Origin of the sequence: Streptomyces sp. WY228 (genome assembly GCF_019287315.1) — a bacterium.
In the GTDB taxonomy this organism is placed as follows: Bacteria; Actinomycetota; Actinomycetes; order Streptomycetales; family Streptomycetaceae; genus Streptomyces; species Streptomyces caviscabies.
In genome coordinates, this window is record NZ_CP079114.1 from 4,237,318 (window position 1) to 4,262,810 (window position 25,493).

General features: G+C 71.1%; 23 protein-coding genes. 8 read left to right on the plus strand and 15 right to left on the minus strand.

The genetic code is table 11. From position 1 onward, the window contains the following. The first annotated feature begins 99 nt into the window (after positions 1-99). A complete protein-coding gene (locus tag KV381_RS18470) occupies positions 100-1,806 on the plus strand; it encodes a GAF domain-containing sensor histidine kinase (protein ID WP_030077331.1) in 1,707 nt (568 codons plus the stop codon). A gap of 56 nt (positions 1,807-1,862) precedes the next feature. On the opposite strand, the gene KV381_RS18475 is transcribed toward KV381_RS18470, so the two are convergent. Beyond that, the gene (locus KV381_RS18475) at positions 1,863-2,720 is read right to left on the minus strand and encodes an HAD family hydrolase (RefSeq protein WP_098023998.1); all 858 of its coding nucleotides are present in this window, start codon (positions 2,718-2,720) and stop codon (positions 1,863-1,865) included. Between the two features lie 149 nt (positions 2,721-2,869). Here KV381_RS18475 and KV381_RS18480 point away from each other — a divergent pair, with 149 nt between their 5' ends. Then, complete coding sequence (locus tag KV381_RS18480; RefSeq protein WP_218785703.1) at positions 2,870-3,772, plus strand: LLM class flavin-dependent oxidoreductase; 903 nt, start codon at positions 2,870-2,872, stop codon at positions 3,770-3,772. Between the two features lie 27 nt (positions 3,773-3,799). Here KV381_RS18480 and KV381_RS18485 read toward each other — a convergent pair whose 3' ends face one another. From KV381_RS18485 to KV381_RS18500, 4 genes are all read right to left on the minus strand, one after another. Beyond that, on the minus strand, positions 3,800-4,366 hold the full coding sequence (locus KV381_RS18485; RefSeq protein ID WP_218785704.1) for an RNA 2'-phosphotransferase: 567 nt from the start codon (positions 4,364-4,366) through the stop codon (positions 3,800-3,802). Between the two features lie 191 nt (positions 4,367-4,557). Beyond that, the gene (locus KV381_RS18490) at positions 4,558-5,505 is read right to left on the minus strand and encodes a MerR family transcriptional regulator (protein ID WP_218785705.1); all 948 of its coding nucleotides are present in this window, start codon (positions 5,503-5,505) and stop codon (positions 4,558-4,560) included. Next, complete coding sequence (locus KV381_RS18495; protein ID WP_103536340.1) at positions 5,502-7,274, minus strand: SDR family oxidoreductase; 1,773 nt, start codon at positions 7,272-7,274, stop codon at positions 5,502-5,504. Before KV381_RS18495 ends, KV381_RS18490 begins: the two co-directional genes overlap by 4 nt. After that, complete coding sequence (locus KV381_RS18500; protein ID WP_098023975.1) at positions 7,271-8,140, minus strand: M24 family metallopeptidase; 870 nt, start codon at positions 8,138-8,140, stop codon at positions 7,271-7,273. The genes KV381_RS18495 and KV381_RS18500 overlap by 4 nt, the downstream gene beginning before the upstream one ends. Positions 8,141-8,432: 292 nt before the next feature. Between KV381_RS18500 and KV381_RS18505 the strand changes: the two genes are divergently transcribed. From KV381_RS18505 to KV381_RS18525, 5 genes are all read left to right on the plus strand, one after another. Then, a complete protein-coding gene (locus KV381_RS18505) occupies positions 8,433-9,470 on the plus strand; it encodes an ABC transporter ATP-binding protein (RefSeq protein ID WP_030077344.1) in 1,038 nt (345 codons plus the stop codon). Next, positions 9,460-10,368 carry an ABC transporter permease gene (locus KV381_RS18510; protein WP_218785706.1) on the plus strand — a complete coding sequence of 303 codons (909 nt, stop codon included), beginning with the start codon at positions 9,460-9,462 and terminating at the stop codon, positions 10,366-10,368. Before KV381_RS18505 ends, KV381_RS18510 begins: the two co-directional genes overlap by 11 nt. Further along, complete coding sequence (locus KV381_RS18515) at positions 10,365-11,276, plus strand: ABC transporter ATP-binding protein (protein WP_030077348.1); 912 nt, start codon at positions 10,365-10,367, stop codon at positions 11,274-11,276. The genes KV381_RS18510 and KV381_RS18515 overlap by 4 nt, the downstream gene beginning before the upstream one ends. Positions 11,277-11,306: 30 nt before the next feature. Then, positions 11,307-12,026, plus strand: a complete 720-nt coding sequence (locus KV381_RS18520; RefSeq protein ID WP_030077350.1) for an ABC transporter permease — start codon at positions 11,307-11,309, stop codon at positions 12,024-12,026. A gap of 327 nt (positions 12,027-12,353) precedes the next feature. Beyond that, a complete protein-coding gene (locus KV381_RS18525; protein WP_218785708.1) occupies positions 12,354-13,058 on the plus strand; it encodes a hypothetical protein in 705 nt (234 codons plus the stop codon). 72 nt (positions 13,059-13,130) lie between these two features. Here the strand turns inward: KV381_RS18525 and KV381_RS18530 are convergent, their stop codons facing one another. From KV381_RS18530 to KV381_RS18570, 9 genes are all read right to left on the minus strand, one after another. Next, a complete protein-coding gene (locus tag KV381_RS18530) occupies positions 13,131-13,946 on the minus strand; it encodes an HAD family hydrolase (RefSeq protein ID WP_030077352.1) in 816 nt (271 codons plus the stop codon). Further along, a complete protein-coding gene (gene serS / locus KV381_RS18535; RefSeq protein ID WP_103536337.1) occupies positions 13,943-15,220 on the minus strand; it encodes a serine--tRNA ligase in 1,278 nt (425 codons plus the stop codon). Before serS ends, KV381_RS18530 begins: the two co-directional genes overlap by 4 nt. Positions 15,221-15,855: 635 nt before the next feature. Beyond that, positions 15,856-16,791: a prephenate dehydratase gene (pheA, locus tag KV381_RS18540; RefSeq protein ID WP_030077354.1), complete on the minus strand. Its 936-nt coding sequence runs from the start codon at positions 16,789-16,791 to the stop codon at positions 15,856-15,858. 73 nt (positions 16,792-16,864) lie between these two features. After that, on the minus strand, positions 16,865-18,190 hold the full coding sequence (efeB, locus tag KV381_RS18545; RefSeq protein ID WP_098023979.1) for an iron uptake transporter deferrochelatase/peroxidase subunit: 1,326 nt from the start codon (positions 18,188-18,190) through the stop codon (positions 16,865-16,867). 5 nt (positions 18,191-18,195) lie between these two features. After that, a complete protein-coding gene (locus KV381_RS18550) occupies positions 18,196-20,118 on the minus strand; it encodes a copper resistance CopC/CopD family protein (protein ID WP_218785710.1) in 1,923 nt (640 codons plus the stop codon). Positions 20,119-20,130: 12 nt separating this feature from the next. Then, positions 20,131-20,592 carry a copper chaperone PCu(A)C gene (locus KV381_RS18555; RefSeq protein WP_098023981.1) on the minus strand — a complete coding sequence of 154 codons (462 nt, stop codon included), beginning with the start codon at positions 20,590-20,592 and terminating at the stop codon, positions 20,131-20,133. Continuing rightward, on the minus strand, positions 20,589-21,248 hold the full coding sequence (locus KV381_RS18560; RefSeq protein ID WP_030077361.1) for an SCO family protein: 660 nt from the start codon (positions 21,246-21,248) through the stop codon (positions 20,589-20,591). The genes KV381_RS18555 and KV381_RS18560 overlap by 4 nt, the downstream gene beginning before the upstream one ends. Before the next feature lie 44 nt (positions 21,249-21,292). Further along, positions 21,293-22,039, minus strand: a complete 747-nt coding sequence (locus KV381_RS18565) for a YcnI family protein (RefSeq protein WP_086778175.1) — start codon at positions 22,037-22,039, stop codon at positions 21,293-21,295. 151 nt (positions 22,040-22,190) lie between these two features. Beyond that, entirely contained in the window at positions 22,191-23,057 is an 867-nt protein-coding gene (locus tag KV381_RS18570) for a hypothetical protein (protein WP_030626919.1), read from the minus strand. A 317-nt stretch (positions 23,058-23,374) separates the two neighbouring features. Here KV381_RS18570 and KV381_RS18575 point away from each other — a divergent pair, with 317 nt between their 5' ends. Beyond that, positions 23,375-23,863: an ATP-binding protein gene (locus KV381_RS18575; protein WP_030626922.1), complete on the plus strand. Its 489-nt coding sequence runs from the start codon at positions 23,375-23,377 to the stop codon at positions 23,861-23,863. Between the two features lie 49 nt (positions 23,864-23,912). Here the strand turns inward: KV381_RS18575 and KV381_RS18580 are convergent, their stop codons facing one another. After that, positions 23,913-25,394 carry an aminopeptidase P family protein gene (locus KV381_RS18580; RefSeq protein ID WP_030626927.1) on the minus strand — a complete coding sequence of 494 codons (1,482 nt, stop codon included), beginning with the start codon at positions 25,392-25,394 and terminating at the stop codon, positions 23,913-23,915. Between the last annotated feature and the right edge of the window lie 99 nt (positions 25,395-25,493).

The window sequence follows — 25,493 nt, forward strand, 5'->3', positions numbered from 1 at the left end:
GGTTCGCGTCGCCCTACCGGGCCGTGCACGGTCGCGCTCTCCGGTCATCGCACGCATTCTCGACTTTCGCCCCTTATCGCCACTAACTAGGCTCGGGCCATGGCAGAGCCCGATCCGCAGGACTCCCTCGACGCCGCCACCCGGGCCACCCGCAGCCTCCAGGGGCTGTCCACCGAGCTGACCGCGCGGGTGCCGCAGCTCCTGGAGGCGATGCGTTCCGTCGGCGCGGGGCTGGAACTGCACTCCACCCTGGACCGGATCTGCGAGACGGCCGCCGAGCTCGCCCACGCCCGGTACGCCGCGATCGGCGTCGTCGACGAGCTGGGCGAGGGCCTCTCGGACTTCGTCACCTACGGCGTTCCGCAGGAGGTGGCCGAGGCGATCGGGCGGCGGCCCGACGGCCACCGGGGCCTGCTCGGCGCGCTGATCCACGACCCCGACCCGGTCCGCCTGGCCGACCTGTCGACCGACCCCAGGTCCGCCGGATTCCCGGCCGGACACCCTCGGATGCGCAGCTTCCTGGGGGTGCCCATCCGGGTCCAGGGCGAGATCTTCGGCAACCTCTATCTGACCGAGAAGCGGCACGGCGCGGAGTTCAGCGACTACGACCTCCACATGGTCCGGGTGCTCGCCACGGAGGCCGGAATCGCCATCGGCAACGCCCGGCTGTACGAGGCGGCGCGGCAACGGGAGCACTGGATCGACGGATCGGTCGCGGTGACCACGGCGCTCCTGTCGGGCGGGGACGCGGACGAGGCCCTGTCCGTGGTCGCCGAACAGGCCCGCCGGCTCGCCGACTCCGCCGCCGGGATCGTGCTGCTGCCCACCGGGGAGGGCGGTCTGGAGATCGTCGCCGTGTCGTCCGACGACCCCTCGTCCTCGCTCGGCGTGATCATTCCGCCCCGGAGCGCGGTGGTGGCGAAACTGCTCGCGGGCGAGGCGGTGTTCATCGACGACTCGGCCACCGACAGCCGGATGATCACCAGACTGGCCGACCGGTTCGGCCCCAGCATGATGCTGCCGCTGCACAGCGGCGGCCGGGTGCTCGGCGCGCTGGCCACCCCCCGGTCCCGGGGCGCGCGCCCGTTCACGGAGAGCGAGCGGACGCTCGCCACCCAGTTCGCCTCGCAGGCGGCGCTCGCGCTGATGATGGCCGAGGCGCAGCGTGACCGGGAGCGGCTCGCGGTGTACGAGGACCGCGACCGGATCGCCCGCGACCTCCACGACCTGGTCATCCAGCGGCTGTTCGCCACCGGGATGATGCTGGAGAGCGCCCAGCGCCGGTCGGTGGTGCCCGAGGTGCGGACCGGGGTCGGCCGGGCGGTCGACGAGCTGGACGTGACGATCCAGGAGATCCGTACGGCCATCTTCGCGCTCCAGCAGGAACCGGCCGAGGCCCCGTCGGGGCTGCGCACCCGTGTCCTGCGGGAGATCAACATGGCGGCCGTCCCGCTCGGCTTCAAGCCCGCGCACCGCTTCCTGGGGCCGGTGGACTCGCTCGTCGGCGAGCTGACCGGCAAGAACCTGGTCGCCGCGTTGCGCGAGGCCCTCTCCAACGCGTTCCGGCACGCGGGGGCGTCGCTGATCGATGTGGTCGTCGATGCGACGGTGACCCTGCCGGACGGGCGGGCGGCGGTGCGTCTCTCGGTCGCCGACGACGGGGTGGGCATCCCGGAGGGCGGCCGGCGCAGCGGACTGCGCAATCTGGCCCGCCGAGCCGAGTCGCTGGGCGGGTCGAGCCGGATCGAACCGGGGATCGGGGAGGGCGGCGGCGGTACGACGGTGGTGTGGGAGGCGCCGTTGTGAGGACGGCGGATCGGGCTCCTCGGCCCGGTCTGCCGAAAGGTTTCAGCAGGGTGGATTCAGGGGGTGTCTCTGCGGCCGGCGAGGATCCGCTCGATGACGAGGGCCACCCCGTCCTCCTCGTTGGTGGCGGTCCGGCCCGAGGCGGCGGCCACCGCGTCCGGATGGGCGTTGCCCATCGCGAAGGAGGCCCCGGCCCAACGGAGCATCTCGATGTCGTTGGGCATGTCGCCGAAGGCGACCACCTCGGCGGGCGCGATGCCGCGCTCGGCACAGCAGGCGGCGAGCGTGGTGGCCTTGGAGACGCCGAGCCCGCTGACCTCCAGGAGCGCGGAGGGGCTGGACCGGGTGAAGGCGGCCCGGTCGCCGGCGGCGGTGCGGGCCAGGCCGAGGAAGGCGTCGGGCGCCAGCTCGGTGTGGTGGGCCAGCAGCTTGATCACCGGCGCGCCGACGCCGGGGGAGTCCTCGTGCAGCAGCTTCTCGGCGACGGCCACCGTGGCGCCCGGATCCAGATGGAAGGGCGGGTAGGCCGGTTCGTAGTTGATGCCGGTGGTCAACTCGACGGCGAAGGAGGTGCCGGGGGCCGCCTCGCGCAGGGTGCGCACGACGTGCAGGGCGGCGCCGCGCTCCAGCGGCCGCACGGAGAGCAGGTCGCCGTCGGTCCGCAGATCGGTGACCACGGCGCCGTTGGCGCAGATCGCCGTTCCATGGCTCTGGACGTGGTCGCGTACGACGTCCATCCAGCGGGCCGGCCTGCCGGTGACGAAGAAGACCTCGATCCCGGCCTCCTCGGCCGCCGCGAGGGCCGCGACCGTACGCGCGGACAGCGTCTTGTCGTCGCGCAGCAGGGTGCCGTCGAGGTCGGTGGCGATCAGCCGGGTCACGGCGGGAAGAGGCGCATCGGTCACTGAGGTCACCGGGCCATTCTCGCCCACGAAGGCGCACGGGCGTGCGGAGGGGCGCACATCTGAGTGCGTACGCCCCTGAGCTGGGGAACATTCCTCCGGCATATGTCACAGGTCATCGGGGCGCCGACGGGCCCGGGCACGGCCGTAGGCTCGTGGACATGAGCCTCCGCCTGAGCACCGTGATCCTGCCCGTCCACCGCTGGCACGAGGGCGGTCGTGACCGCTGGCAGCGCGCGGAGCAGCTGGGCTTCCATACCGCCTACACCTATGACCACCTGTCCTGGCGGAGCTTCCGGGACGGCCCGTGGTTCGGGGCGCTGCCCACGCTCACGGCCGCGGCGACGACCACCGAACGCCTGCGGCTCGGCACCCTCGTGACCTCGCCGAACTTCCGCCACCCGGTGACGCTGGCCAAGGAGCTGATCTCCCTGGACGACATCTCGGGCGGCCGGATCACCCTCGGCATCGGCGCCGGGGGCAACGGCTTCGACGCCACCGCGCTGGGCCAGGAGGCCTGGACCCCGCGCGAACGGGCCGACCGTTTCGCGGAGTTCGTGCCGCTTCTGGACCGGCTGCTCACCGAGGGCGCGGTGACCGAACGCGGGACGCACTACGCCGCGGAGGAGGCCCGCAACATCCCCGGCTGCGTCCAGCGCCCCCGGCTGCCCTTCGCGGTCGCCGCGACCGGGCCGCGCGGTCTGCGGCTGGCCGCCCGCCACGGGCAGGCCTGGGTCACCACCGGCGACCCCAAGCTGTACGAGAACGGCACCCCGGAGGAGTCGCGGGCCGCGCTGCGGGCGCAGAACGAGAGGTTCACGGCGGCCTGTGCGGAGATCGGCCGGGACGCCGCCGAGCCGGACCGGGTCCTGCTGACCGGCTTCACACCGGACCGCACCGCCCCGCTGGAGTCCGTGGACGCCTTCGTCGACTTCGCGGGGCGCCACGCGGAGCTGGGCTTCACCGAGATCGTCGTCCACGCCCCGATCCCGGACTCCGACTTCGACGTCGACCCGAAGGTCTTCGAGCGCATCGCGACCGAGGCGCCCGCTCAACTGGCTTGATCCGTACGGCTCCTGTCGCTCAGGTCCTCAGCCGCGCAGGAGCAGGAACTGAGGTGGTACGGCGTCCGCGAGCCAGACCCCGTTGGCGCTGACCCGGAAGACATGGCCGGCGCGGTGCATCGCGCCCGCGTCCACGGTGAGGACGAGGGGGCGGCCGCGGCGGGCGCCGACCCGGGTGGCCGTCTCCCGGTCGGGCGACAGGTGGACGTGGTGGCGGGCCATGGGGCGCAGGCCCTCGGCCCGGATCACGTCCATCACCCGGGCGACCGTGCCGTGGTAGAGGTGCGCGGGCGGCTCGGCCGACGGCAGGTCCAGGTCGACGGTGACGGTGTGGCCCTGGTTGGCGCGGATACGGTCTGCTCCTGCGCCGCCCGGCGCGCCGCCCTCGATGGTGAAGCGGCGCTTGTCGTTGGCGGCGACGACGTGGTCCAGCTCTGCGCGGGAGAAGGCGAACCCGTGCCGGGTCGCGGCGCGCAGCAGCTCGTCGACCGGCACCCAGCCGTTCTCGTCGAGAGTGAGGCCGATGCGTTCCGGCTGGTGCCGCAGATGCTTCGAGAGGTACTTGGACACCTTGACGGTGCGACGTTCGTCCATGGCGTCAGAGTGCCTGTGGCGAGCCGATCGGTGCATCCGTATTACGCCTGGCCGGATCGTCGGCTCTTCGGCTTTTCATCTCCTCGTTCTCCTGTGATTCCTCGGCTTTTCTCCTTCACCAGGTTTGATCCACAGTCAACTTGAGTTATCCACAGGGTATTTGGTGGTTCTGTGGACAACACCCATGAGATTTAGAGGCTTTCGTCAATTTTGCCCTCTTTGGCGTGAGTTGCCGCGAGGTGGTCCAACGTACGGGCCTGCACCTCCCGTTCGGTGGCCGCCGTGATGAACTCCGCCAACCGGTCCGCGCCAACCAGATCCTGTACGGCCCGGGTTGTCCGGACCGGCAGCAGCACCGGGCGGGTCGCATCCCCGGTGATCGTGCTCTGCTCCGCGCCGAGGTGGTGGTGCAGGTGGCGGGTGGCGAACGTCCGCATGGCGCGGGCCAGTTCGGCGTCCACGGTCTGCTGGGCGAGGGGCCTCAGCCGACGCACCAGGGCCGCCGCCTCGGCCGCGTCCGCGTCGGTGGGCGGCAGATGGCCGAGATAGCGGGCGAAGACGTGCTCAGTGGTGAACTCCAGGAAACGGGACGCTATGTGCTCCACCTGGCCGCGAAGCTCCCGCAGATGACCCGAGATCGCCGTCAGCGGCACCCCGGCCGCGTACAACTCCACGGCGACCGCCAGCTCTTGCGGGCTGGGTACGAGGAACTCGTCGTCCCGGCCCGGCACGCGCTCCAGCACGCCGAGCTCCACCGCCTCGGCGATGGCCTCGTCGTCCTGCCGGCCGCCGAACCTCGCGTCCAGCTCCCGGCGGCTGATCCGGTCGGCCTCCTCGTCCGTCCACGGGCCGTGCACCTCCGCGGCGAGCCCGAGCACCCCGCCGAGACCCCGCCCCGCGTCCCACGCCTCCAGCAACTCCTTGATGCTGGCCAGGGTGTAGCCCCGGTCGAGCAGGTCGGCGATCTGCCGCAGCCGGGCGAGATGGGTCTCCCGGTACACATTGGCCCGTCCGCGCCGCTCCGGCGTCGGGAGCAGCCCGCGGTCCTGGTAGGCGCGGATCGTGCGCACCGTGGCCCCGCTGGCGTGGGCCAGGTCCTCGATGCGGTACTCGGCGGCCGCGGCCCCGGCCCCGGTCACAGCGGAGGCTTCAGCCGGGCGACGGAACGCAGGGCCCCCGGGCTCAGCCGGGACAGCAGCCTGGCCCCGCGCGCCTCCGGGGTCACCGGCACCACGGCCTGGTTGCGCACGACCGCCCGCAGGATCGCGTCGGCCACCTTCTCCGGCGGGTAGTTGCGGCGTCCGTAGAGCCGGCTCGTCCGCTTCTGCAGCCGTTCCTCCTCCGCCGCGTCGGCCCCCGCGAAGCGCGTGGTGGCGGTGATGTTGGTGTTGACGATGCCGGGGCATATCGCGCTGACCCCGATCGACTTCTCCGCCAGCTCGGCCCGCAGACACTCGCTGAGCATCAGCACCGCCGCCTTCGACGTGCTGTACGCGGGCAGTGCGCGCGAGGGCTGGAAGGCCGCGGCGGATGCCGTGTTGACGATGTGGCCGCCCTGGCCGCGGTCCGCCATCTGCTTGCCGAAGATCCGGCAGCCGTGGATGACCCCCCACAGATTGACGTCGAGGACCTTCCTCCACTCCTCGCTGGTGGTCTCCAGGAACGAGCCGGAGAGCCCGATACCGGCGTTGTTGACCAGGACGTCGACGATGCCGTACTCGGCGGCGACCCGGGCGGCGAGCTTCTCCATCGCGGCCTCGTCGCTGACGTCGACCGCCTCGCCCCAGGCCGCGGGCGCCCCGATCAGCCGTGCCATCTCGGCGGTCCGGGCGGCCCCTTCCGCGTCGCGGTCCACGGCCACGATCCGGGCGCCCGCCTCGGCGAACGCGAACGCCGTGGCCCGCCCGATCCCGGAGGCCGCGCCCGTCACCAGGACCAGCTGACCGCCGAACCGCTGCGCGTAGGGGCTCTTGGCCGCCGGCTGCTGCACGGGCGCGCCGTCCCGCCCGGCGGACTCGTTGGCGGTGACGAACTCGTCGATCCAGGAGGCCAGCTGGTCCGGGCGGGTGCGGGGCACCCAGTGCTTGGCCGGGATCGAACGGCGCACCAGCGCGGGGACCCAGTCCTCAAGACCGTCGTAGAGCCGCTCCGAGAGGAAGGAGTCCCCGGTCGGCGTGATCAGCTGGACCGGTGCGTGGGCGTAGGCGTCCGCACGGGGCCTGCCGAGGCGGGCGCGGACGTTGTCGCGGTAGAGCCAGGCCCCGTGCGCCGCGTCGTTGGGCAGGGAGGCGGTGGGGTAGTCGCCCGCGGGCACCTTCTCCAGCCGCTCCAGGATTCGGGGCCATCGCTTGCCGAGCGGCCCGCGCCAGGCGAGCTCCGGCAGGACCGGCGTATGGAGCATGTACACGTACCAGGACTTGGCGCCCTGGCCGAGGAGCTGGCCGACCTTGCGCGGGGTGGGGCGGGACATCCGGCGTTTGATCCAGTGCCCGAAGTGGTCCAGGGACGGACCGGACATCGAGGTGAAGGAGGCGATCCTGCCCTCGGTCCGGCCGACCGTGACGAACTCCCAGGCCTGCACGGACCCCCAGTCGTGACCGACCACGTGCACCGGCCGGTCCGGGCTGACCGTGTCGATCACGGCCAGGAAGTCGTCCGTCAGCTTCTCCAGGGTGAAGCCGCCGCGCAGCGGCTTCGGGGCGGTGGACCTGCCATGGCCCCGCACGTCGTACAGCACCACGTGCCACTGCTCGGCCAGCCGGGCGGCGACGTCCGACCAGACCTCCTTGCTGTCCGGATAGCCGTGGACCAGCACCACGGTCGGCCGGCCCGCGTCGCCCAGCTCGGCGACGCACAACTCGACGCCACCGGTGACCACGCGTCGCTCACGTGCTTGGGACAGATTCACGCCGCCACCTTCTCCTCGGCCCAGCGCCGCACATGCGGCAGATCGTCGTCCAGCCAGAAAGCGCTCTGCTCGGGGTCCTTGGAGTCGGTGACGACCAGGATCTCCTCGAACTTCGCGCCCGTACCCCGGAATCCGAGGTGGGGTTCGACCGCCCACAGGCCCGGCTGCGGCGGGTGGTCGGAGAAGCGGTAGGGGCTCCACAGCGGCGACCAGCCGTCCCGGTGACCGTGCAGGGCGTCGCTCAGCAGCCCCTTGAGGGACTGGGTGCCGAAGCCGAACACCTGGGGCGACCAACGGCGTTCGGCGACGCGGTCGACCTTGTGGGCGATCACGCCGAAGGGGTAGGCCCGGTGTCTGTTCGCGTATCCCTGTGCGGTCATGAGGCGTTCGACGTCCTCGTAGATCTCGCGCAAGGAACGGCGCTCGCGCACCTCCCGCAGGATCAGCGCGCGGTGGGCCTCCAGGTCGGCCAGCAGCTTGTCGTGCAGCGGATTGAGTCCGAGGCACCCCGAATACCCGACGTCGGCGGTGAATCCCTTGTACACCGGAGCCATGTCGAGGATGAACGGCATCCCCGGCTCCAGCTTCCGGTCGGTCGGGAAGAACTGCAGCGGCACCTTGAACCCGGCGAACGCCGTACGGTCGCCGAACCAGGCGAACGGCAGGTGGAACCAGTCGCGCACACCGCGCTCGCGCAGCCACACGCGCTGCATCCGGGCCGCCTCGCGCTCGGTCACCCCCGACCGCAGCTGACCGGCGACCGCCTCCGCGCAGGCGTAGGCCAGGCGTTGGACTTCTCTGAACCCCCGCAGATCCTGGGCGACATCACCCCGCACCGCGGAGGTCGTCCCGGTCAGGCCCGCCATGCCCGTCGTTCCCGTCATGCCACCGTCCGTTCCCTGCCGTGTGCGGTACGTGCCCGTAACGTGACACTGATGAATGTGACAATGTCCGGCGGCTGCGTCAAGGGGTGTGCACGGCCTGTGGACAACGGCCTGTGGACGACGTCGGCTCCGCGGTGAGTCCACGGCGCCTCCCCCTACGGGCGTGTACGCCTGGAGTCTGACGCGGATCCAGCCGTCAGGGCTGACGACCTCTGTGGTCCGCGCCACTAACGTCTTTTCCGTGACAGCCGTAATCGCTACCGAAGCCCTGAGCATGCGGTTCCCCCGGGTGACCGCGCTTGACCGGCTCACGTTGGACATCGGACCGGGTGTGACCGGTCTGGTGGGTTCCAACGGAGCCGGCAAGTCCACACTGATCAAGATCCTGCTGGGTCTCTCCCCCGCCACCGAAGGCCGGGCCGCAGTGCTCGGGCTCGACGTCGCGACCAGCGGCGCCGCCATCCGGGAACGGGTGGGGTACATGCCCGAGCACGACTGCCTGCCGCCCGACGTCTCGGCCACCGAGTTCGTCGTGCACATGGCCCGCATGTCGGGGCTGCCTCCCACGGCGGCCCGCGAGCGCACGGCCGACACCCTGCGCCACGTCGGCCTCTACGAGGAGCGCTACCGCCCGATCGGCGGCTACTCGACCGGCATGAAGCAGCGGGTGAAGCTGGCCCAGGCCCTCGTCCACGACCCCCAGCTGGTCCTGCTCGACGAGCCGACCAACGGTCTGGACCCGGTCGGCCGCGACGAGATGCTCGGCCTGATCCGCCGGATCCACACCGACTTCGGCATCTCCGTGCTGGTGACCTCGCACCTGCTGGGCGAGCTGGAACGCACCTGCGACCACGTCGTCGTCATCGACGGCGGAACGCTCCTGCGCTCCAGCTCCACCAGCGACTTCACCCAGACCACCGCGACCCTCGCGGTCGAGGTGACCGACAGCGACACCCACCCCGACGGCACCGGCGCACTGCGCAAGGTCCTCACCGACGCCGGGGTCACGCTCATCGGCCTCGACGGGATCGACACCCAGGGGCTGCCGGGCGCGGGCCACATCCTGCTGATCGAGGCGGTGGGCGAGGAGACGTACGACCTGGTGCGCGACAGCGTCGCCGGGCTCGGGCTCGGCTTGGTCCGCATGGAACAGCGCCGCCACCACATCGCCGAGGTCTTCCGTACCGAACAGGGCGCGGCGCACGCCGCCGTCCCGGCCGCCGCCGGCTCCGTACCGGCCGCGCACCAGGCCGTACCGCAGCCCGCGCAGCAGGTCGTCCAGCAGAAGGGAAGCGGTCGCGATGAGCGCTGAGACCAAGGCCGCGGCCGGGCGTGACGCCTCCCGGATCCACAACATCGGCTACCGCTCCTACGACGGACAGCGGCTCGGCCGGGCCTACGCCCGCCGCTCCCTGTTCTCGCAGACCCTGCGGGGCTCCTTCGGACTGGGCCGTTCCGCCAAGTCCAAGGTGCTGCCCATGCTGCTGTTCGGCGTGATGGCGCTGGTCGCGGCGATCCTGGTGGCGGTCTCCATGGCCGCGCCGGACGCCACCAAGCTGGTGGTCAAGTACACCTCGTACGCGATCTACCTCCAGGCCGTCATCGGCCTGTTCATCGCCGCCCAGGCACCGCAGGCGGTCTCCAGGGACCTCCGCTTCAAGACCGTGCCGCTGTACTTCTCGCGGCCCATCGAACGCGCCGACTACGTGCTCGCGAAGTTCGCCGCCACCGCGACCGCGCTCTTCGTCCTCACCGGCGCACCGCTGCTCATCCTCTATGTGGGCTCGCTGCTCGCGAAGTTCGACTTCGCCGACCAGACCATGTGGTTCGGCCAGGGACTGGTGTCGGTGGCGCTGCTGTCCGTGCTGTTCGCCGGGCTCGGCCTCGTGATGGCCGCCCTGACCCCGCGGCGCGGCTTCGGCGTCGCCGCGGTGATCGCCCTCCTGACCATCACCTACGGCGCCGTCTCCACGATTCAGGCCATCGCCTGGGAGACCGGGTCGGAAGGGGCCGTGCAGTGGCTCGGCCTGTTCTCGCCGATCACGCTGATCGACGGCATCCAGACCGCGTTCCTCGGCGCGACCTCCGCCTTCCCCGGAGGGGAAGGCCCGGGGGCCGGCACCGGTGTGGTCTACCTGTTCGTTGTTCTCGCGCTCGTCGCCGGCTCGTACGCCGTCCTGATGCGCCGTTACCGGAGGGCCGGGCTGTGACCACCATCGAGATCGACCACACCTCCCGCTGGTTCGGCAACGTGGTCGCCGTCAACGACGTCTCCATGACCGTGGGGCCCGGCGTCACCGGACTCCTCGGCCCGAACGGCGCCGGGAAGTCCACTCTCATCAACATGATGGGCGGATTCCTCGCCCCCTCGACGGGGAAGGTCACGCTCGACGGACGGCCGATCTGGCGCAACGAGGCCGTCTACAAGGAGATCGGCATCGTCCCGGAGCGGGAGGGGATGTACGACTTCCTCACCGGCAAGGAATTCGTCGTCGCCAACGCCGAACTCCAGGGTCTGGGCGGGGCCGAGGCGCAGAAGGCGCTCGCCACGGTGCAGATGGAGTACGCGCAGGACCGCAAGATCTCCACGTACAGCAAGGGCATGCGCCAGCGCGTGAAGATGGCGTCCGCGCTGGTCCACGAGCCCTCGGTGCTGCTGCTGGACGAGCCGTTCAACGGCATGGACCCGCGCCAGCGGATGCAGCTGATGGAGCTGCTGCGGCGGATGGGGGCCGAGGGGCGCACCGTCCTGTTCTCCTCCCACATCCTCGAAGAGGTCGAGCAGCTGGCCTCGCACATCGAGGTGATCGTGGCGGGCCGGCACGCCGCGTCCGGCGACTTCCGGAAGATCCGCCGGCTGATGAAGGACCGGCCGCACCGCTATCTGGTGCGCTCCAGCGACGACCGGGCCCTGGCGGCCGCGCTCATCGCCGACCCGTCCACGGCCGGCATCGAGGTCGACCTGACCGAGAAGGCGCTGCGCATCCAGGCCGTCGACTTCGGGCGGTTCACCGAACTGCTGCCGAAGGTGGCCCGTGAGCAGGGCATCCGACTGCTCACCGTCTCACCGTCCGACGAGTCCCTCGAATCGGTCTTTTCCTACCTCGTAGCGGCCTGAGTAGTGGCCTGAAAGGAGCTGTGCACCGTCATGTACGACCCCACAGTCGCCCGGCTCACCTACCGGGCCCTGCTCGGCCGGCGCCGGGCCGCCATCCTGTTCGTCCTGCCCGCGCTGCTGCTGGTCATCGCCGCGGCCGTGCGCATGTTCGCCGGGGCCGATGACCAGGTCGCGGCCAATGTCCTCGGAGGGTTCGCCATCGCCACGATGGTCCCGCTGATCGGCGTGATCGCCGGGACCGGCGCGATCGGCCCCGAGATCGACGACGGCTCGATCGTCTACCTGCTGGCCAAGCCGGTGAAGCGGCCCACGATCATCTTCACCAAGCTGATCGTGGCCATCGCGGTGACCATGGTGTTCTCCGCCCTGCCGACGCTGCTCGCGGGCCTGATCCTCAACGGCAACGGCCAGCAGATCGCCGTCGCCTACACGATCGCGGCGCTGGTCGCCTCGATCGCGTACAGCGCCCTGTTCCTGCTGCTCGGCACGGTCAGCCGGCACGCGGTCGTCCTCGGTCTGGTCTACGCCCTGGTCTGGGAGGCCCTCTTCGGCAGCCTGGTGGCCGGTGCGCGGACGCTCAGCGTCCAGCAGTGGTCGCTCGCGGTCGCCCAGAAGGTCGCGGGCGAGGGCGCGGTGACCTCGGAGGTCGGCCTGCCGCTCGCCACGGTCCTGCTGGTCGCGGTCACGGTCGCCGCCACCTGGTACGCGGGCCAGAAGCTGCGGGTGCTGAAGCTGGCGGGCGAGGAGTGAGGCTTCCGGGCTGAGTGCCTGAGCGCCTGAGGCCTGAGTTGCCCGTACGCCCCGACGACCCCCGCCCTTCCTGAAGAGGGCGGGGGTCGTCGTATGAGCGGACAGGTGTGCGCGTAACCGTACGTTTATCGGGTCGTTGGGCAGGGCGCGTGGAGGCAACTGGAATCCGTGGCGTCGTAGCGATCGTGAAATCGGGGAGTGCCGGCACCGGGTGAGGCTCAGCCCACCGGACCGGTCATCGAGTGAGTGGCAACCGTGAGCGTCCTCCACCCCTGAAGCCCGGGGTGTGGGCCGTCCTCGTCATTCCCTCGTACGAAAGGCACACCCATGCCCACGGAGGTCGCCCTGCTCGAATCGCGCACGCTGCGCGGCGAGCGGATGGGGCGCGTCGACGTCCTCGACAAGGTGAAGAGCCTTGTCATGCTCCCGGACGGAATTCACGTTCGCACAGAGGACGTGGCTCGTTACTTCGAAGTATCCACAGAGGTCGTGAAGAAGGTGACACAGCGGCACCGGGCGGAGGTCGAGGAGAACGGCCTCACCTTGCTGCGCGGCGCTGAGCTGCGAGTCTTCCATAGGGACATGTTGTCCCTATGGGAGGGAGAGGGGTGGGAAAGTTATCCACAGGCGGCCACGCGGCTGACCCTCTACACCCGCCGAACCGTCCTCAACATCGCCATGCTTCTTCGCGACAGCGACATCGCCCGCTGCGTGCGCACCTACCTCCTCGACGCCGAGGAGGAGCTGCGCACGCAGTACGCCTCCCTCGACCAGCGCGTCACGCGCATCGAGAGCTGCCTCACCGGCGTCGGCGGTGCGCTTCAGGAGCTCGGACCGGTGCTGATGCGGATGTCGGAGCGGCTCGACAGCCTCGACCGGAAGGTGGAGATGACGCACCAGGTGGTCGGGGCGATGAGCCTGCGGCTGACGGACGTGCAGCAGGACGTCGTGCGGATGGACGGGCGGATGGACGCCTTCGCCGGGCAGCTGAAGGATCTGCGCCGCCGTAACGGGCCGCGCGGGCAGCGCTGAGCGAAGCGGCCCGGCACCGTGGGTACGGTGCCGGGCCGCTGTCGCGCTGTCGGGGCGCAGGTGCTGGATGTCCTACCGCACGGCCGCCGTACGGAGCAGTTCCTCCAGCACCACCGCGATGCCGTCGTCCTCGTTGGACGCCGTGATCTCGTGGGCGACGGCCTTCAGGTCCTCGTGGGCGTTGGCCATGGCGACGCCGTGGTGGGCCCAGCCGAACATCGGGATGTCGTTCGGCATGTCGCCGAAGGCGATCGTGTCGGCGGCCTTCACGCCGAGCCGACGGGCGGCCAGCGAGAGGCCGGTCGCCTTGCTCAGGCCCAGCGGCAGGATCTCGACCACGCCGGCCCCGGCCATGACCACGTCGACCAGGCTGCCGACGGCCGACCGCGCAGCGAACGCCAGAGCGTCGTCGTCCAGCTCCGGATGCTGTATGTAGACCTTGTTGAGCGGGGCGGTCCACATCTCGGAGGCGTCGTCCACGAAGAGGTACGGCAGCGGCCCCTCCTGCACCCGGTAGCCGGGGCCCACCAGCACCTCGCCCTCCAGCCCGTCGCGGCTGGCCGCCAGGTGCAGCGGGCCCACCTCCGCCTCGATCTTGGAGAGAGCGAGACCGGCGAGCTGCCGGTCCAGGGTCAGCGAGGTCAGCAGCTTGCGCTCGCCCGCGTGGTAGACCTGCGCGCCCTGACCGCAGACCGCGAGCCCCTCGTAACCGAGGTCGTCCAGGATGTGCCGGGTCCAGGGGACCGCGCGTCCGGTGACGATGATGTGCGCGGCGCCGGCCGCCGTGGCGGCGGCCAGTGCCGCGCGGGTGCGCTCGGAGACCGTGTCGTCCTCGCGCAGCAGCGTGCCGTCGAGGTCGGTCGCGACGAGCTTGTAGGGGAAGGTCACTTGGCGACCGGTTCCAGGACCTCGCGTCCGCCCAGGTACGGACGGAGCATCTCGGGCACCCGGACCGAACCGTCGGGGAGCTGGTGGTTCTCCAGGATCGCCACGATCGTGCGCGGTACGGCGCAGAGCGTGCCGTTCAGCGTGGCCAGCGGCTGGACCTTCTTGCCCTCGCGCATCCGGACGGACAGGCGGCGGGCCTGGAAGCCGTCGCAGTTGGACGCGGAGGTCAGCTCGCGGTACTTGCCCTGCGTCGGGATCCACGCCTCGCAGTCGAACTTCCGCGAGGCGGACGCGCCGAGGTCACCGGTGGCGACGTCGATCACCTGGAAGGGCAGTTCGAGGGCGGTGAGCCACTGCTTCTCCCACTCCAGGAGCCTGCGGTGCTCGGCCTCGGCGTCCGCCGGGTCGACGTACGAGAACATCTCGACCTTGTCGAACTGGTGGACGCGGAAGATGCCGCGGGTGTCCTTGCCGTACGTGCCGGCCTCGCGGCGGAAGCACGGGGAGAACCCGGCGTACCGCAGGGGCAGCTTGTCGGCGTCGATGATCTCGTCCATGTGGTACGCGGCGAGGGGTACCTCGGAGGTGCCGACCAGGTAGTAGTCGTCCTTCTCCAGGTGGTACACGTTCTCCGACGCCTGGCCGAGGAAGCCGGTGCCCTCCATGGCGCGCGGGCGGACCAGCGCGGGGGTCAGCATCGGGACGAAGCCGGCCTCGGTGGCCTGGGCGATCGCCGCGTTGACGAGGGCGAGCTCCAGGAGCGCGCCGACGCCCGTGAGGTAGTAGAACCGCGAGCCGGAGACCTTGGCCCCGCGCTCCATGTCGATGGCGCCGAGCGCCTCGCCGAGCTCCAGGTGGTCCTTGGGCTCGAAGCCCTCGGCGCCGAAGTCGCGGATGGTGCCGTGCGTCTCCAGGACGACGAAGTCCTCCTCGCCCCCGACCGGCACGTCCTCGTGGACGATGTTGCCGAGCTGGAGCAGCAGCCGCTTGGCGTCCGCGTCGGCCTCGTCCTGGGCGGCGTCGGCCGCCTTGACGTCGGCCTTGAGCTGCTCGGCCTCCTTGAGGAGCTCGGTGCGCTCCTCGGGGGTGGCCTTGGGGATCAGCTTGCCGAGCGACCTCTGTTTGGCGCGGAGTTCGTCGAAGCGGACGCCGGACGACCTGCGCAGCTCGTCGGCGGAGAGCAGGGCGTCGACGAGGTCGACGTCCTCTCCACGGGCGCGCTGGGAGGCGCGAACACGGTCGGGGTCCTCACGAAGCAGGCGAAGGTCAATCACCCCCCCAGGCTACCGGTGCGCGGTTCTCGCACTCGAACCGATATTGCCGAGCGTGTCACTATGACCGAATTGCCGGAATTGATATTTCTGAGGGGGAATCGTGGACGGCGGCGGTGCCGGAGTGGGGGAAGGGGCGTCAATAACGGTGGTTAACTCCCCTGAACAGGGCAGAAGGTGTGGCCCGCCTTGACGTACCGGCCTTGAGCGGGGCGGGAGTTGGGGGCGAGTCGGGCGCTGTTGTCCACAGGGAGGTCGCTGTCGGAATAGTTATCCACAGGCTGTGTGGAAGTTCTGTGGATGCCGGAGGGCATTGTTCCGGAAGTCGGGCGAAGGTCCATGGAATCTCCGCCCAAACCCGTTCCGCGCACTCATTCGGGTGGGAATTCGCCACTTCAAAGAGTTGATCAAGGTAATTGAGGGGACACGCGGCGACTCACGCCGTCTCGCGGCTCTGTGGACGGCTCTGGGGTGACTGGATTGATTTGTCGACGATGTCGCATTGCGGTGTCGACTTGTCCCCAGGGTGAGCCCCCTCCCTGTGGATAACTCTCCGGAGTGCGTGACTATCTGTAGATCGCACCGCTGCGGAGCGCGCAAGAAGACCGCCCCGAAGCCCTGCTCCCGGAGGAACGGCGTCAGATCCGGCCGTCCTGGCTGCGCGCCAGCCAGTCGGAGGCTTCGGTGAACGCCGCGTCCGATGTGCCCGCCCGCAGCGGCCGCACCTCGTCCGGGGAGACGCCCGCCCGCGGGTAGGAACCGAGGAACCGCACCTTCGGGCTGATCCGCTTCAGCCCCATCAGGGCCTCCCCGACCCGCCGGTCCGCGATGTGCCCCTCCGCGTCCACGGCGAAGCAGTAGTTGCCGATGCCCGCGCCGGTCGGGCGGGACTGGATCAGCATCAGGTTGACGCCGCGCACCGCGAACTCCTGGAGCAGCTCCAGCAGCGCGCCGGGGTGGTCGTCACCGAGCCAGATCACCACGGAGGTCTTGTCCGCGCCGGTCGGTGCGGAGGGCCGGGCCGGGCGGCCCACCAGGACGAAGCGGGTCTGGGCGTTCTCCGCGTCATGGATCTCCGTCACCAGCGGCTCCAGGCCGTAGGTGGCGGCGGCGAACTCACCGGCGAACGCGGCGTCGTAGCGCCCCTCCTGGACCAGCCGGGCCCCGTCCGCGTTGGACGCCGCCGACTCCCACAGGGCGCCCGGCAGGTTCTCCGCCATCCAGTTGCGCACCTGCGGCTGGGCGGCCGGGTGCGCGGTGACCGTCTTGACGTCCGACAGCTTGGTGCCGGGCCGGACCAGCAGTGCGAAGGTGATGGAGAGCAGCACCTCGCGGTAGATCATCAGCGGTTCCCCGCCGGCCAGCTCGTCCAGCGTCGCGGTGATGCCGCCCTCGACGGAGTTCTCGATCGGCACGAGCGCCGCCGCCGCATCGCCGTTGCGTACGGCGTCCAGGGCGGCCGGCACGGACACCATCGGGACGAGTTCCCGGGTGGCGGCTTCCGGGAGCGTACGGAGGGCGACCTCGGTGAAGGTGCCTTCGGGGCCGAGATAGGCGTAGCGCGTGGCTGACATACGGTCACCCTAGTGCGCCTCGCGAGGCCCGCCGCGCTGTCTCAGAATGCGGGCCCGCACCTCCTGGAGTGCCCTACGACTCCAGCAGCCGCTGTCCGACGTACTCGCCCTCCGCCGCCCCGCCCGGGACCGCGAACACCCCGCTCGCCTCGTGCCGGAGGAACGGTGACAGCGCGTCGCCCCGGTCGAGCTTGCGCTGCACCGGTACGAAGCCCCGGAACGGGTCCGCCTGCCAGCAGATGAACAGCAGCCCGGCGTCCGGGGTGCCGTCCTCCGCGATGCCGTCGTGGTACGAGAACGGGCGGCGCAGCATGGCGGCGCCGCCGTTCTTCTCGGGCGAGGAGATCCGGGCGTGGGCGTTGTCGGGGATCACGAGCCGGCCGTCCGGACCCGCCTTGTCGAGGTCCATCTCGGTGGTCTCGGTGCCCCCGCTCAGCGGCGCCCCGTCCGCCTTGCGCCGCCCGATGACCCGCTCCTGGCGCTCCACCGGAAGCTTCTCCCAGTCGTCCAGGAGCATCCGGATCCGGCGGACGACGGCGTACGAACCGCCCTCCATCCACTCCTGCGGCTTTCCGGGGGAGGCGGGGACGAACACGCGGCGGTCGAAGTCCTCGTCGGCGGGCTTCGGGTTGCCGGTCCCGTCGATCTGGCCCATCAGATTGCGGGCGGTCATCGGCCGGGCGGTGGTGCCGGGGGTGCGGTTGAAGCCGTTCATCTGCCACCGCACCCGCGCCGTGCCCGCGGCCTCCTTCTGGAGGGCCCGCAGCGCGTGGAAGGCGACCAGCGCGTCGTCCGCGCCGATCTGCGCCCACAGATCGCCGTTGGACCGCTTGGCGTCGAGGGCGTCGGCGGAGAACGCGGGCAGCGGGTCGAGCGCCGCGGGCAGCCGGTCGGCCAGACCCGTGCGCGCGAAGAACGTACGGCCGAAGCCGAAGGTGACGGTCAGGGAGGACGGCCCCGCGTCCAGGGCGATCCCGGTGTCGTGCCCGGGCCCGTCCGGTCCGCCCGCCGCCGGGCGGCCCGCCATCAGCTCCTTCGCCACCGCGGACCAGCGCCGCAGCAGCGCCGCGGCCTCCTTGCGCCCCGCGCCCGCCGCCAGGTCGAAGGCGACGAGATGGCCCCGGGCCTGAAGCGGAGTGGTGATCCCCGGTTGATGTTTCCCGTGAAACATCGCCTCGGTCGCCCCGACGGTCGTCAGCGCGGCCGGCTCATCGGGACGGGTGGCGGCGTACCCGGCGGCCCCGCCCCCGGCTCCCAGCACCAGCCCGGTGGCGCCCGCGGCACCCGCGGTGCCCAGCAGCCGCCGCCGCGATACGCCGGTGGGTGCGGCGCCGTCGCCGCCCGGGGCGGCGACGGTCGTGACGGTCCCGTCCGGGGCCTGCTTCCTGGTCTTGCTCACCGTGCTCAGCCGATCTTCGCGTTCTTGTCGATGGTGACCTGGTCGATGTCCGACGTCCGTACCGTCACGTCGATCTTCCAGTCCCCGGCCATCGGAATCTGTACCCCGCTCGCCGACCAGTGCCCCTCCGCCAGCCGGTCCGGGACGACCGGCAGCGGGCCGATGTCCTTCGACTCCAGGGTCAGGGCCAGCTTCAGCTCGGGGACGTCCATCGGCTTGCCGTCGCTGCCGTCGATCCACACATGCAGATCGTTGGAGCCGGTGCCGCCGGGTTCGAGGTCGATCCGGACGGTGCCCTTGCCGTTCTGGCCGCCGGTGTCGAACGGCATGCTCAGGTTGACCGGTCCCCCGGCGGCGGGAGCACTCGCGGACGGGGCGCCGGCCGCGGCCTCCTCCTCCGTACGGCCCGGTTCGGTGGACGTCAGCATGGTGGTGACGGCCAGCAGGACGACGGCGACGGCGGCCTCGGCCAGCACCGAGCGGCGCAGTCCGGAGCGCTCCGGGTCGGCGTCCCGTATCCGCTTCTTCTTCGTCGCGGTCACGACGGCCCGCTGCCGGGCCAGTTGCGCGGCGCGCTCGGGGCCGAGGTCGGCCGAGGCGTCCTCGGGCTCGGACTCGGATGCGGGCTCCTCCTCGGAAGCCTCTTCCGAAGCCGCCGCCGGGTCCGTCAGCCGTCCCGTCCAGCGCCGCGAGAACCAGGCGACCGCGAGCAGGACGCCGATCAGCGCCACCTTGAGGATCAGCAGCTGCCCGTAGCGCGTACCGGTCAGCGCCGACCAGGAGCCGACCTGCCGCCAGGACTGGTAGATGCCGGTCGCCGCCAGGACCACGACGCTGGTGAACGCGACCGCGGAGAAGCGTCGTACGGCGGCGCTCCCGATGTCCGGGGTCCGGTACAGCGCCACCAGCAGCGAGGCGAGCCCGCCGAGCCAGGCGGCGACGGCCAGCAGATGCGCCACGTCCACCGGCATGGCGATCGACGTCTGGATGCCGGTCGAGGCGTGCTCGGACATCGCCCAGGTGGCGGCGATGCCCGCCGCGACCACGCCGCCGCCGACGGCGAGGCCGAAGGTGAGGTCCTTCTTCTCGCGCTCGTCCTCGCGCCGGGCGTACGTGCCGAACAGCACGGCGATGAAGAGCGCGGCGGCGCCCAGCAGCAGGAGGCGGGAGACGAGGGCGGCGCCGGGCTTGGTGTCCAGGACGGACTGGAGTCCGGTGAGGTCGAAGGCGTCGGCGAACTTCCCGCTGCTGGTGTACGGATGGCGCAGCAGCAGCATGGCGAGGGTCGCCGCGGTCAGCGTGAGCCAGCCACGGACCACGAGCCGCTGCATCGGCAGGGCGGCCGCGCCGCGCTGCCAGCAGATCAGGACGAACGCGCTGCCGCCGACGAGCAGGACGAATCCGGCGTACCCGGCGTAGCGCGCGATGTCGTAGACGACGCCGACCGGGCCGCCGCCCGCCTCCTGGGTGGGCACGGCGACCGTGGTCTCGGACGGGGCGCCGATGGAGAACGTGAAGGCGCCGGAGATCGGATGGCTGTCGGCCGAGACGGCCTGCCAGGCGACCGTGTAGGTGCCGTCCGGCAGACCGGAGTGGAGCGCGACGCCGTAGCGGACGATGCCGCCCTCGGAGAGGTCCTTCGGCTCGGCCTCGGTGTCGGCGCGCTTGCCGCTGGGATCGAGGACCCGGATGGAGTCGTCGCCCACGGCGATGGCCTCGGAGAAGCTGAGGGTGACCTCCTTGGGCGCGGTGTCCACCACCGCCCCGTCCTGCGGGTCGCTCCCGGTGAGGGCGGCGTGCGCGGACGCCGGGCCCGCGCCGGCCAGCAGCAGCCCGAACACCAGGCTGATCAGCGCGGCGAGGAGCGCGGCGGCGGCGACGGGCCGTCGTATCGGGGACGGTCCGGCGTACGGGGCGGTGGCAGACATCGCTTCAGTCCCTCACTGCTTCTTCGGGTTGTGGGTGGTTTCCTTCACCGGCAGGTCGACCGTGATCGGGTCGGCCTTCTCGAAGTGCAGCTCGACGGAGACCTTCTCGCCCTGCTTGGGCTTCTGCTTGAGCTTCATGAACATGATGTGGTTGCCACCGCGTTCGAGATCGAGCTCGCCGTTCGCGGGCACCTCGAAGGAGGAGACCTCGCGCATCTTCTGGTTCTTCGTCTCGTGGATCGTGACGTCGTCGGAGAGCGGGCTGGTCACCGAGGTGAGCCGGTCCCCGGTCCCGCCACTGTTCTGTACGACGAGGAATCCGGCGGCCATGTCGCTGACCGGCTGTGGCATGAAGGCGTCGGTGACCTTCAGCTCCGGTCCGCCGCCCGATCCGCCGTCCGACGAGCACCCGGCCAGCGCCAGCCCCGTGGTGAGGGCGAGGACACCGGCGAGAGCCGTGCGGCGGCGGTTCACGGGGCCTCTCCCTTGATGAGCTTGGGGAGGTCCTTGGTGTACTCCTCGGCGGTGGTGTCCTCGCCGTAGAGCACGTACCCCTCGTCCGTCTTCGGGGAGAAGGCGATGACCTGGGCGCCGTGCATCGAGACGACGGTGCCGTCCTTCTCCTTCTTCGGCGCGTCGATGCCGATGCCGATCTGCCGCGCCCCGGCCTGGATGGTCGGGAAGTCGCCGGTGAGGCCGGTGAAGGTGGGGTCCTGGGCGGAGAGCCACTTGCCGAGCGAGGCAGGAGTGTCGCGCTCGGGGTCGGTGGTGACGAAGACGACCTGGAGCTTGTCCTGGTCGGCCTTGGGCAGCTCCCGCTTGGCGAGGGAGATGTTGCTCATGGTCAGCGGGCAGACGTCGGGGCAGTTGGTGTAGCCGAAGTAGATGAGCGTCGGCTTGCCCTTGGTCGCCTCGCGGAGGTCGTACTCCTTGCCGTGGGTGTCGGTGAGGACGAGGTTCGGCTTGGTGAACGGCTGGTCGAGGACGGTCGCGGCCTTGTCCTTCGGCGCGGCGCTGACGTCGGCGACGGGCGAGGAGCCCGCCTTGTCGTCACCGGAGCCGCAGGCGGAGAGGGCCAGTGCGGCCGCGGCGGCGAACGCCACGGCCGTCACTGCTTTTCTGTTGCGCATGAAAGGGATGTCCTGAACGTGGTGCGGGTGAGGGATCCGGCCGGTCAGGCCGAGCGGCGGCGTCCGGCGAGCACGCCGAACGCGACACCGGCGACACCGATGACGATGCCGATGATGCCCAGGGTGCGGGCGGTGGTGTCGCTGGAGGAGGAGGACGCGGCGGTGCTGCTCTCCTTGGCCGAGGCCTCGGTGTCGGCGGCCTTGTGGTCGTCGGCCTCCTTGGCGTCGTCGGCCGCGCCGCCGTGGTGGTCGTCGGCGGCGGCGGACAGCTTCAGGACCGGGGCCGGGCTGTCGGGCTCTTCGCCGCCCGCCGTGGGCTCCTCGATCCAGCGGACGACTTCCTTGTTGTCGTACGTCTGGATCGCCTTGAAGACGAGCTGGTCGGCGTCCTCGGGAAGCGCGCCGACGGAGACCGGGAACTGCTGGAAGTAGCCGGGGGCGATCTCGCTGTCGTCAGCGGTCCAGGTCACCTTGGAGACGGCCTCGGTGATCTTCTTGCCGTGCACTTCGAGAGGCTTGTCGAGCTTGCTCTTGTCGATCGTGATCTTCCAGCCCGGAACGGCCTGCGGGGTGACGGAGGAGAGCGGGTGGTCGGTCGGGAAGTTCACTTCGAGCTTCACCGTCGAGGCCTGGTCGCGCTCGTTGGGGACCTTGAAGTTGAGCGTGGCGTATCCGCCCTTGGCGGCCTCGCCCACCGGCTGGACGCTGACGTGGGCGGCGGCCGGGCCGGCGATCAGCAGGACGGTGGACGCGGCGACGCCGCCGGCGAGGGCGATACGGGAAAGCTTCATGGCAGGAATCTCCACAGGGAAACGGAACACGGTGGTCCGGCGCGCGGATGCGCGGCGGCATCACGACACCTCGCGGTGCGGTTCCGCGCGGGGAGTCCGCGTGCACGGCGACGTGCGCGAACGGCCCGCGAGGCCCGGTGGAGGCGTCGCGTCAGGCTGCGAGGGCGTACGGGGCCGGCGGCCCGCGCCTGATCACCAGGTGCTGCAGAGGATCTCCGGCGGCCGGTACGGGCACGTCGTCGGAGTGCCGGGAAACGCGCGGCCCGGCCATGAGCTGCTCGCGTGCCCCGGCCCGCAGCGCGCGGACGAGGGCGAGCGCGGCCCGCAGGGACCGCAGCCGGGCCCCGGCCGCCAGTGCCTGGGCGCTGTGGGCGGAGAGCCGGGCCAGCCCGAAGAGGGCGATCTCGCCGCGTCGCAGCAGCCAGCCGGTGGCGAGCGCGACGAGGACGTGGGCCAGGAACATCGGCAGGCTCGGCAGCATCGCGGAGACCGCGGCGCAGACCTGCTCGATGCCGGATGCACCGTCCGGGGCCGCCGACGCGGCGGTCGCCGCTCCGGCTCCGCCGCCCGCCGCGAGATGGTCGTGGGACCCCGCGAGCGTCGACGGGTCGATGCCCGCGGAGGAGACGATGCGATGGGCGTCGGCCGCGTTCAGCCCCGCCGGCGCCTCACCGCACACGAGTCCTGCGGCGAACCGGATGAGCGGGTTGTCGCCGCCCGTGGACACGGAGCCGGCGGCCGAGGTCCTGCCGTGGCTGCCGTACGCGAAGAGCACATGCAGGAGGATCTGTCCGCCGGCCAGGGCGCCCACGATGCCCGGAAGGGAACGTTCCCGTCCGGCGAGGACGGCGGCGACGGCGAGGACGCCGAGGAATCCGGCGAGCAGGGTCCACGCGGGGACGGCCGTTCCGGCGGCGAACGCGTGCCCGGCCGCGGACAGCACGACGCAGACCGCGGTGAACACCGCGGCCCTCATGAGCCGCAGACCGGCTCCGGCGCGTGCGAGAGGCGTGGACATGGCCGGGACATCATCGCACTGCGCCCCCCTCGGCCGTACGGCAGGTCCGGAAGATCAGGCTCCGTCCGCAACCGTGCTTGTTGCGCCTGTTCGCGGGGGATGTACGGACCGGGGGCGCACGGACCGGACCGACCGGACGCGCCCTCCGGGCCACCGGGACGCGCCCCCCGGCGACCTGCGGCCGGACGGGTCCATACACCGGGCGGCCGAATATCCACATCCGCCGAATGAGGGCTCTCCCACCCGATCCGTGCTTACGAAGTGCCGAGGGCGGCAATACGTATCGATACGTCGAGCCGCAGCCAGGAGGCTGAAAGATGAGCATCTGGTGGTCTCTCCATTTGCGGCGCGAAGCTGCGAGCGTGCCGCTCGCCCGTCGTTTTCTGCTCGGCACCATGGAAACCGCGGGGGTGGATCCGGACATCTCCTTCGACCTGTCGGTCGCGCTCAGCGAGGCCTGTGCGAACGCCGTCGAACACGGCGGCGACCGGACGGCTCTCGGGGAGCCCGGGGATTCCGGGTACGGACGCCCTGCCGCGGACTCCGGGCAGTACCGGGTCACGGCCTATCTGGACGGCGAGAAATGCCGTATCGAGGTCAGCGACTCGGGGCCGGGCTTTCCCGCCCGGCGCGCGCTTCGCCCCGCCGCGCATTCCCCGCAGGACGAAGCCGAGAGCGGCCGGGGTCTCGACCTCATCCAGCAGCTCTCCGACCACGTCCAGTTCGGCAACCGGCCGGGCCGCGGCGCGGTGGTGAGCTTCGACAAGGTCCTGAAATGGCGCGAGGGCGCGCTGCTCACGGTGTAGTGAGCGGCGCGCCCTCGGCGCTGTGGCACGTGCGGACACGCGGCCGGGGTCAGCCCTTGAGCCGGGCCATCCAGGCCTCGACCTCGTCCGCCTGGCGGGGCAGCGTGTCGGAGAGGTTCCGGTTGCCGTCCTCGGTGACGAGGATGTCGTCCTCGATCCGGACGCCGATGCCCCGGTACTCCTCGGGCACGGTCAGGTCGTCGGCCTGGAAGTAGAGACCCGGCTCGACCGTCAGGCAGACGCCCGGCTCCAGCGTGCCGTTGACGTACGTCTCGGTGCGCGCGGCGGCGCAGTCGTGGACGTCCATGCCGAGCATGTGCCCGGTGCCGTGCAGGGTCCAACGGCGCTGGAGGCCCAGCTCCAGGACCTTCTCCACGGACAGGTCGCCGAGCAGGCCCCACTCGACGAGCTTCTCGGCGAGCACGCGCTGCGCGGCGTCGTGGAAGTCGCGGTAGTCGGCGCCGGGCTTCACGGCGGCGATGCCCGCCTCCTGGGCCTCGTACACCGCGTCGTAGATCTTGCGCTGGAGCGGCGAGAACGTGCCGTTGATCGGCAGGGTGCGCGTCACGTCGGCGGTGTAGAGGTCGTTGGTCTCCACGCCGGCGTCCAGGAGCAGCAGCTCGCCCGCGCGGACGGCGCCGTCGTTGCGGACCCAGTGCAGGGTGGTGGCGTGCGGGCCGGCGGCGCAGATGGAGCCGTAGCCGATGTCGTTGCCCTCGATGCGGGCGCGCAGGAAGAACGTGCCCTCGATGAAGCGCTCGCTGGTCGCCTCGGCCTTGTCGAGGCTCTTCACGACGTCCTCGAAGCCGCGCGCGGTGGCGTCGCACGCCTTCTGCAGCTCGGCGATCTCGAAGGCGTCCTTCACGAGGCGGGCCTCGGAGAGGTGGACGCGCAGCTCCTCGTCGCGCTCCGCGGTGACCTTGTCGGTGAGCGCGGCCTCGACGGACGCGTCGTGGCCGCGCACATTGCGGACCGGGCCGGTGGCCTCGGTCAGCGCGGCGGCCAGCTCGCGGACGTCCTTCGCGGGGATGCCGAGCAGCTGCTCGGCCTCGGTGAGGGAGTTGCGGCGGCCGACCCACAGCTCGCCCTGGCCGTCGAGCCAGAACTCGCCGTTCTCCCGGTTGGAGCGCGGCAGCAGGTAGAGGGTGGCCTCGTGGCCGGTGTCGCCGGTCGGCTCCAGGACGAGCACGCCGTCCTGGGTCTGGTCACCGGTGAGGTACGCGTACTCGGTGGAGGCGCGGAAGGCGTACTCGGTGTCGTTGGAGCGGGTCTTCAGGTTGCCCGCGGGAATGACCAGGCGCTCGCCGGGGAAGCGGGCGGAGAGCGCGGCGCGCCGGGCGGCGGTGTGCTCGGCCTGGGCGATCGGCTGGAGGTCGTGCAGTTCCGTGTCGGCCCAGCCCGACTTCATGTTGTCGGCGAGCTCGTCGGAGACGGCCGGGTACAGGCCGTTCTTCCGCTGCTTGACCGGTTCCGCCGTTTCGTTCTCTTCGGTCTCCTGCTCCGGGTTCTCCGGAATGAGCTCCTCAGACACGATTTGTCTCTCCTTGATACGACACTGGACCATCACCCATCGTACGGGCGTACGGAAGGGGGCCCAGGGCCGAAGGACCTGTTACCGGAGAGAGCTGTC

Bases quoted from the DNA above. Each gene is read 5' to 3' on its own strand.
- pheA (WP_030077354.1), bottom strand. From the start codon at position 16,791: ATGTCAGCCACGCGCTACGCCTATCTCGGCCCCGAAGGCACCTTCACC.
- KV381_RS18570 (WP_030626919.1), bottom strand. From the start codon at position 23,057: ATGTCCACGCCTCTCGCACGCGCCGGAGCCGGTCTGCGGCTCATGAGG.
- KV381_RS18505 (WP_030077344.1), top strand. From the start codon at position 8,433: ATGCGGTTCCCCCGGGTGACCGCGCTTGACCGGCTCACGTTGGACATC.
- KV381_RS18550 (WP_218785710.1), bottom strand. From the start codon at position 20,118: ATGTCTGCCACCGCCCCGTACGCCGGACCGTCCCCGATACGACGGCCC.
- KV381_RS18525 (WP_218785708.1), top strand. From the start codon at position 12,354: ATGCCCACGGAGGTCGCCCTGCTCGAATCGCGCACGCTGCGCGGCGAG.
- KV381_RS18575 (WP_030626922.1), top strand. From the start codon at position 23,375: ATGAGCATCTGGTGGTCTCTCCATTTGCGGCGCGAAGCTGCGAGCGTG.
- KV381_RS18560 (WP_030077361.1), bottom strand. From the start codon at position 21,248: ATGCGCAACAGAAAAGCAGTGACGGCCGTGGCGTTCGCCGCCGCGGCC.
- KV381_RS18470 (WP_030077331.1), top strand. From the start codon at position 100: ATGGCAGAGCCCGATCCGCAGGACTCCCTCGACGCCGCCACCCGGGCC.
- KV381_RS18510 (WP_218785706.1), top strand. From the start codon at position 9,460: ATGAGCGCTGAGACCAAGGCCGCGGCCGGGCGTGACGCCTCCCGGATC.
- KV381_RS18500 (WP_098023975.1), bottom strand. From the start codon at position 8,140: ATGGCGGGCCTGACCGGGACGACCTCCGCGGTGCGGGGTGATGTCGCC.
- KV381_RS18565 (WP_086778175.1), bottom strand. From the start codon at position 22,039: ATGAAGCTTTCCCGTATCGCCCTCGCCGGCGGCGTCGCCGCGTCCACC.
- KV381_RS18480 (WP_218785703.1), top strand. From the start codon at position 2,870: ATGAGCCTCCGCCTGAGCACCGTGATCCTGCCCGTCCACCGCTGGCAC.
- KV381_RS18520 (WP_030077350.1), top strand. From the start codon at position 11,307: ATGTACGACCCCACAGTCGCCCGGCTCACCTACCGGGCCCTGCTCGGC.
- KV381_RS18485 (WP_218785704.1), bottom strand. From the start codon at position 4,366: ATGGACGAACGTCGCACCGTCAAGGTGTCCAAGTACCTCTCGAAGCAT.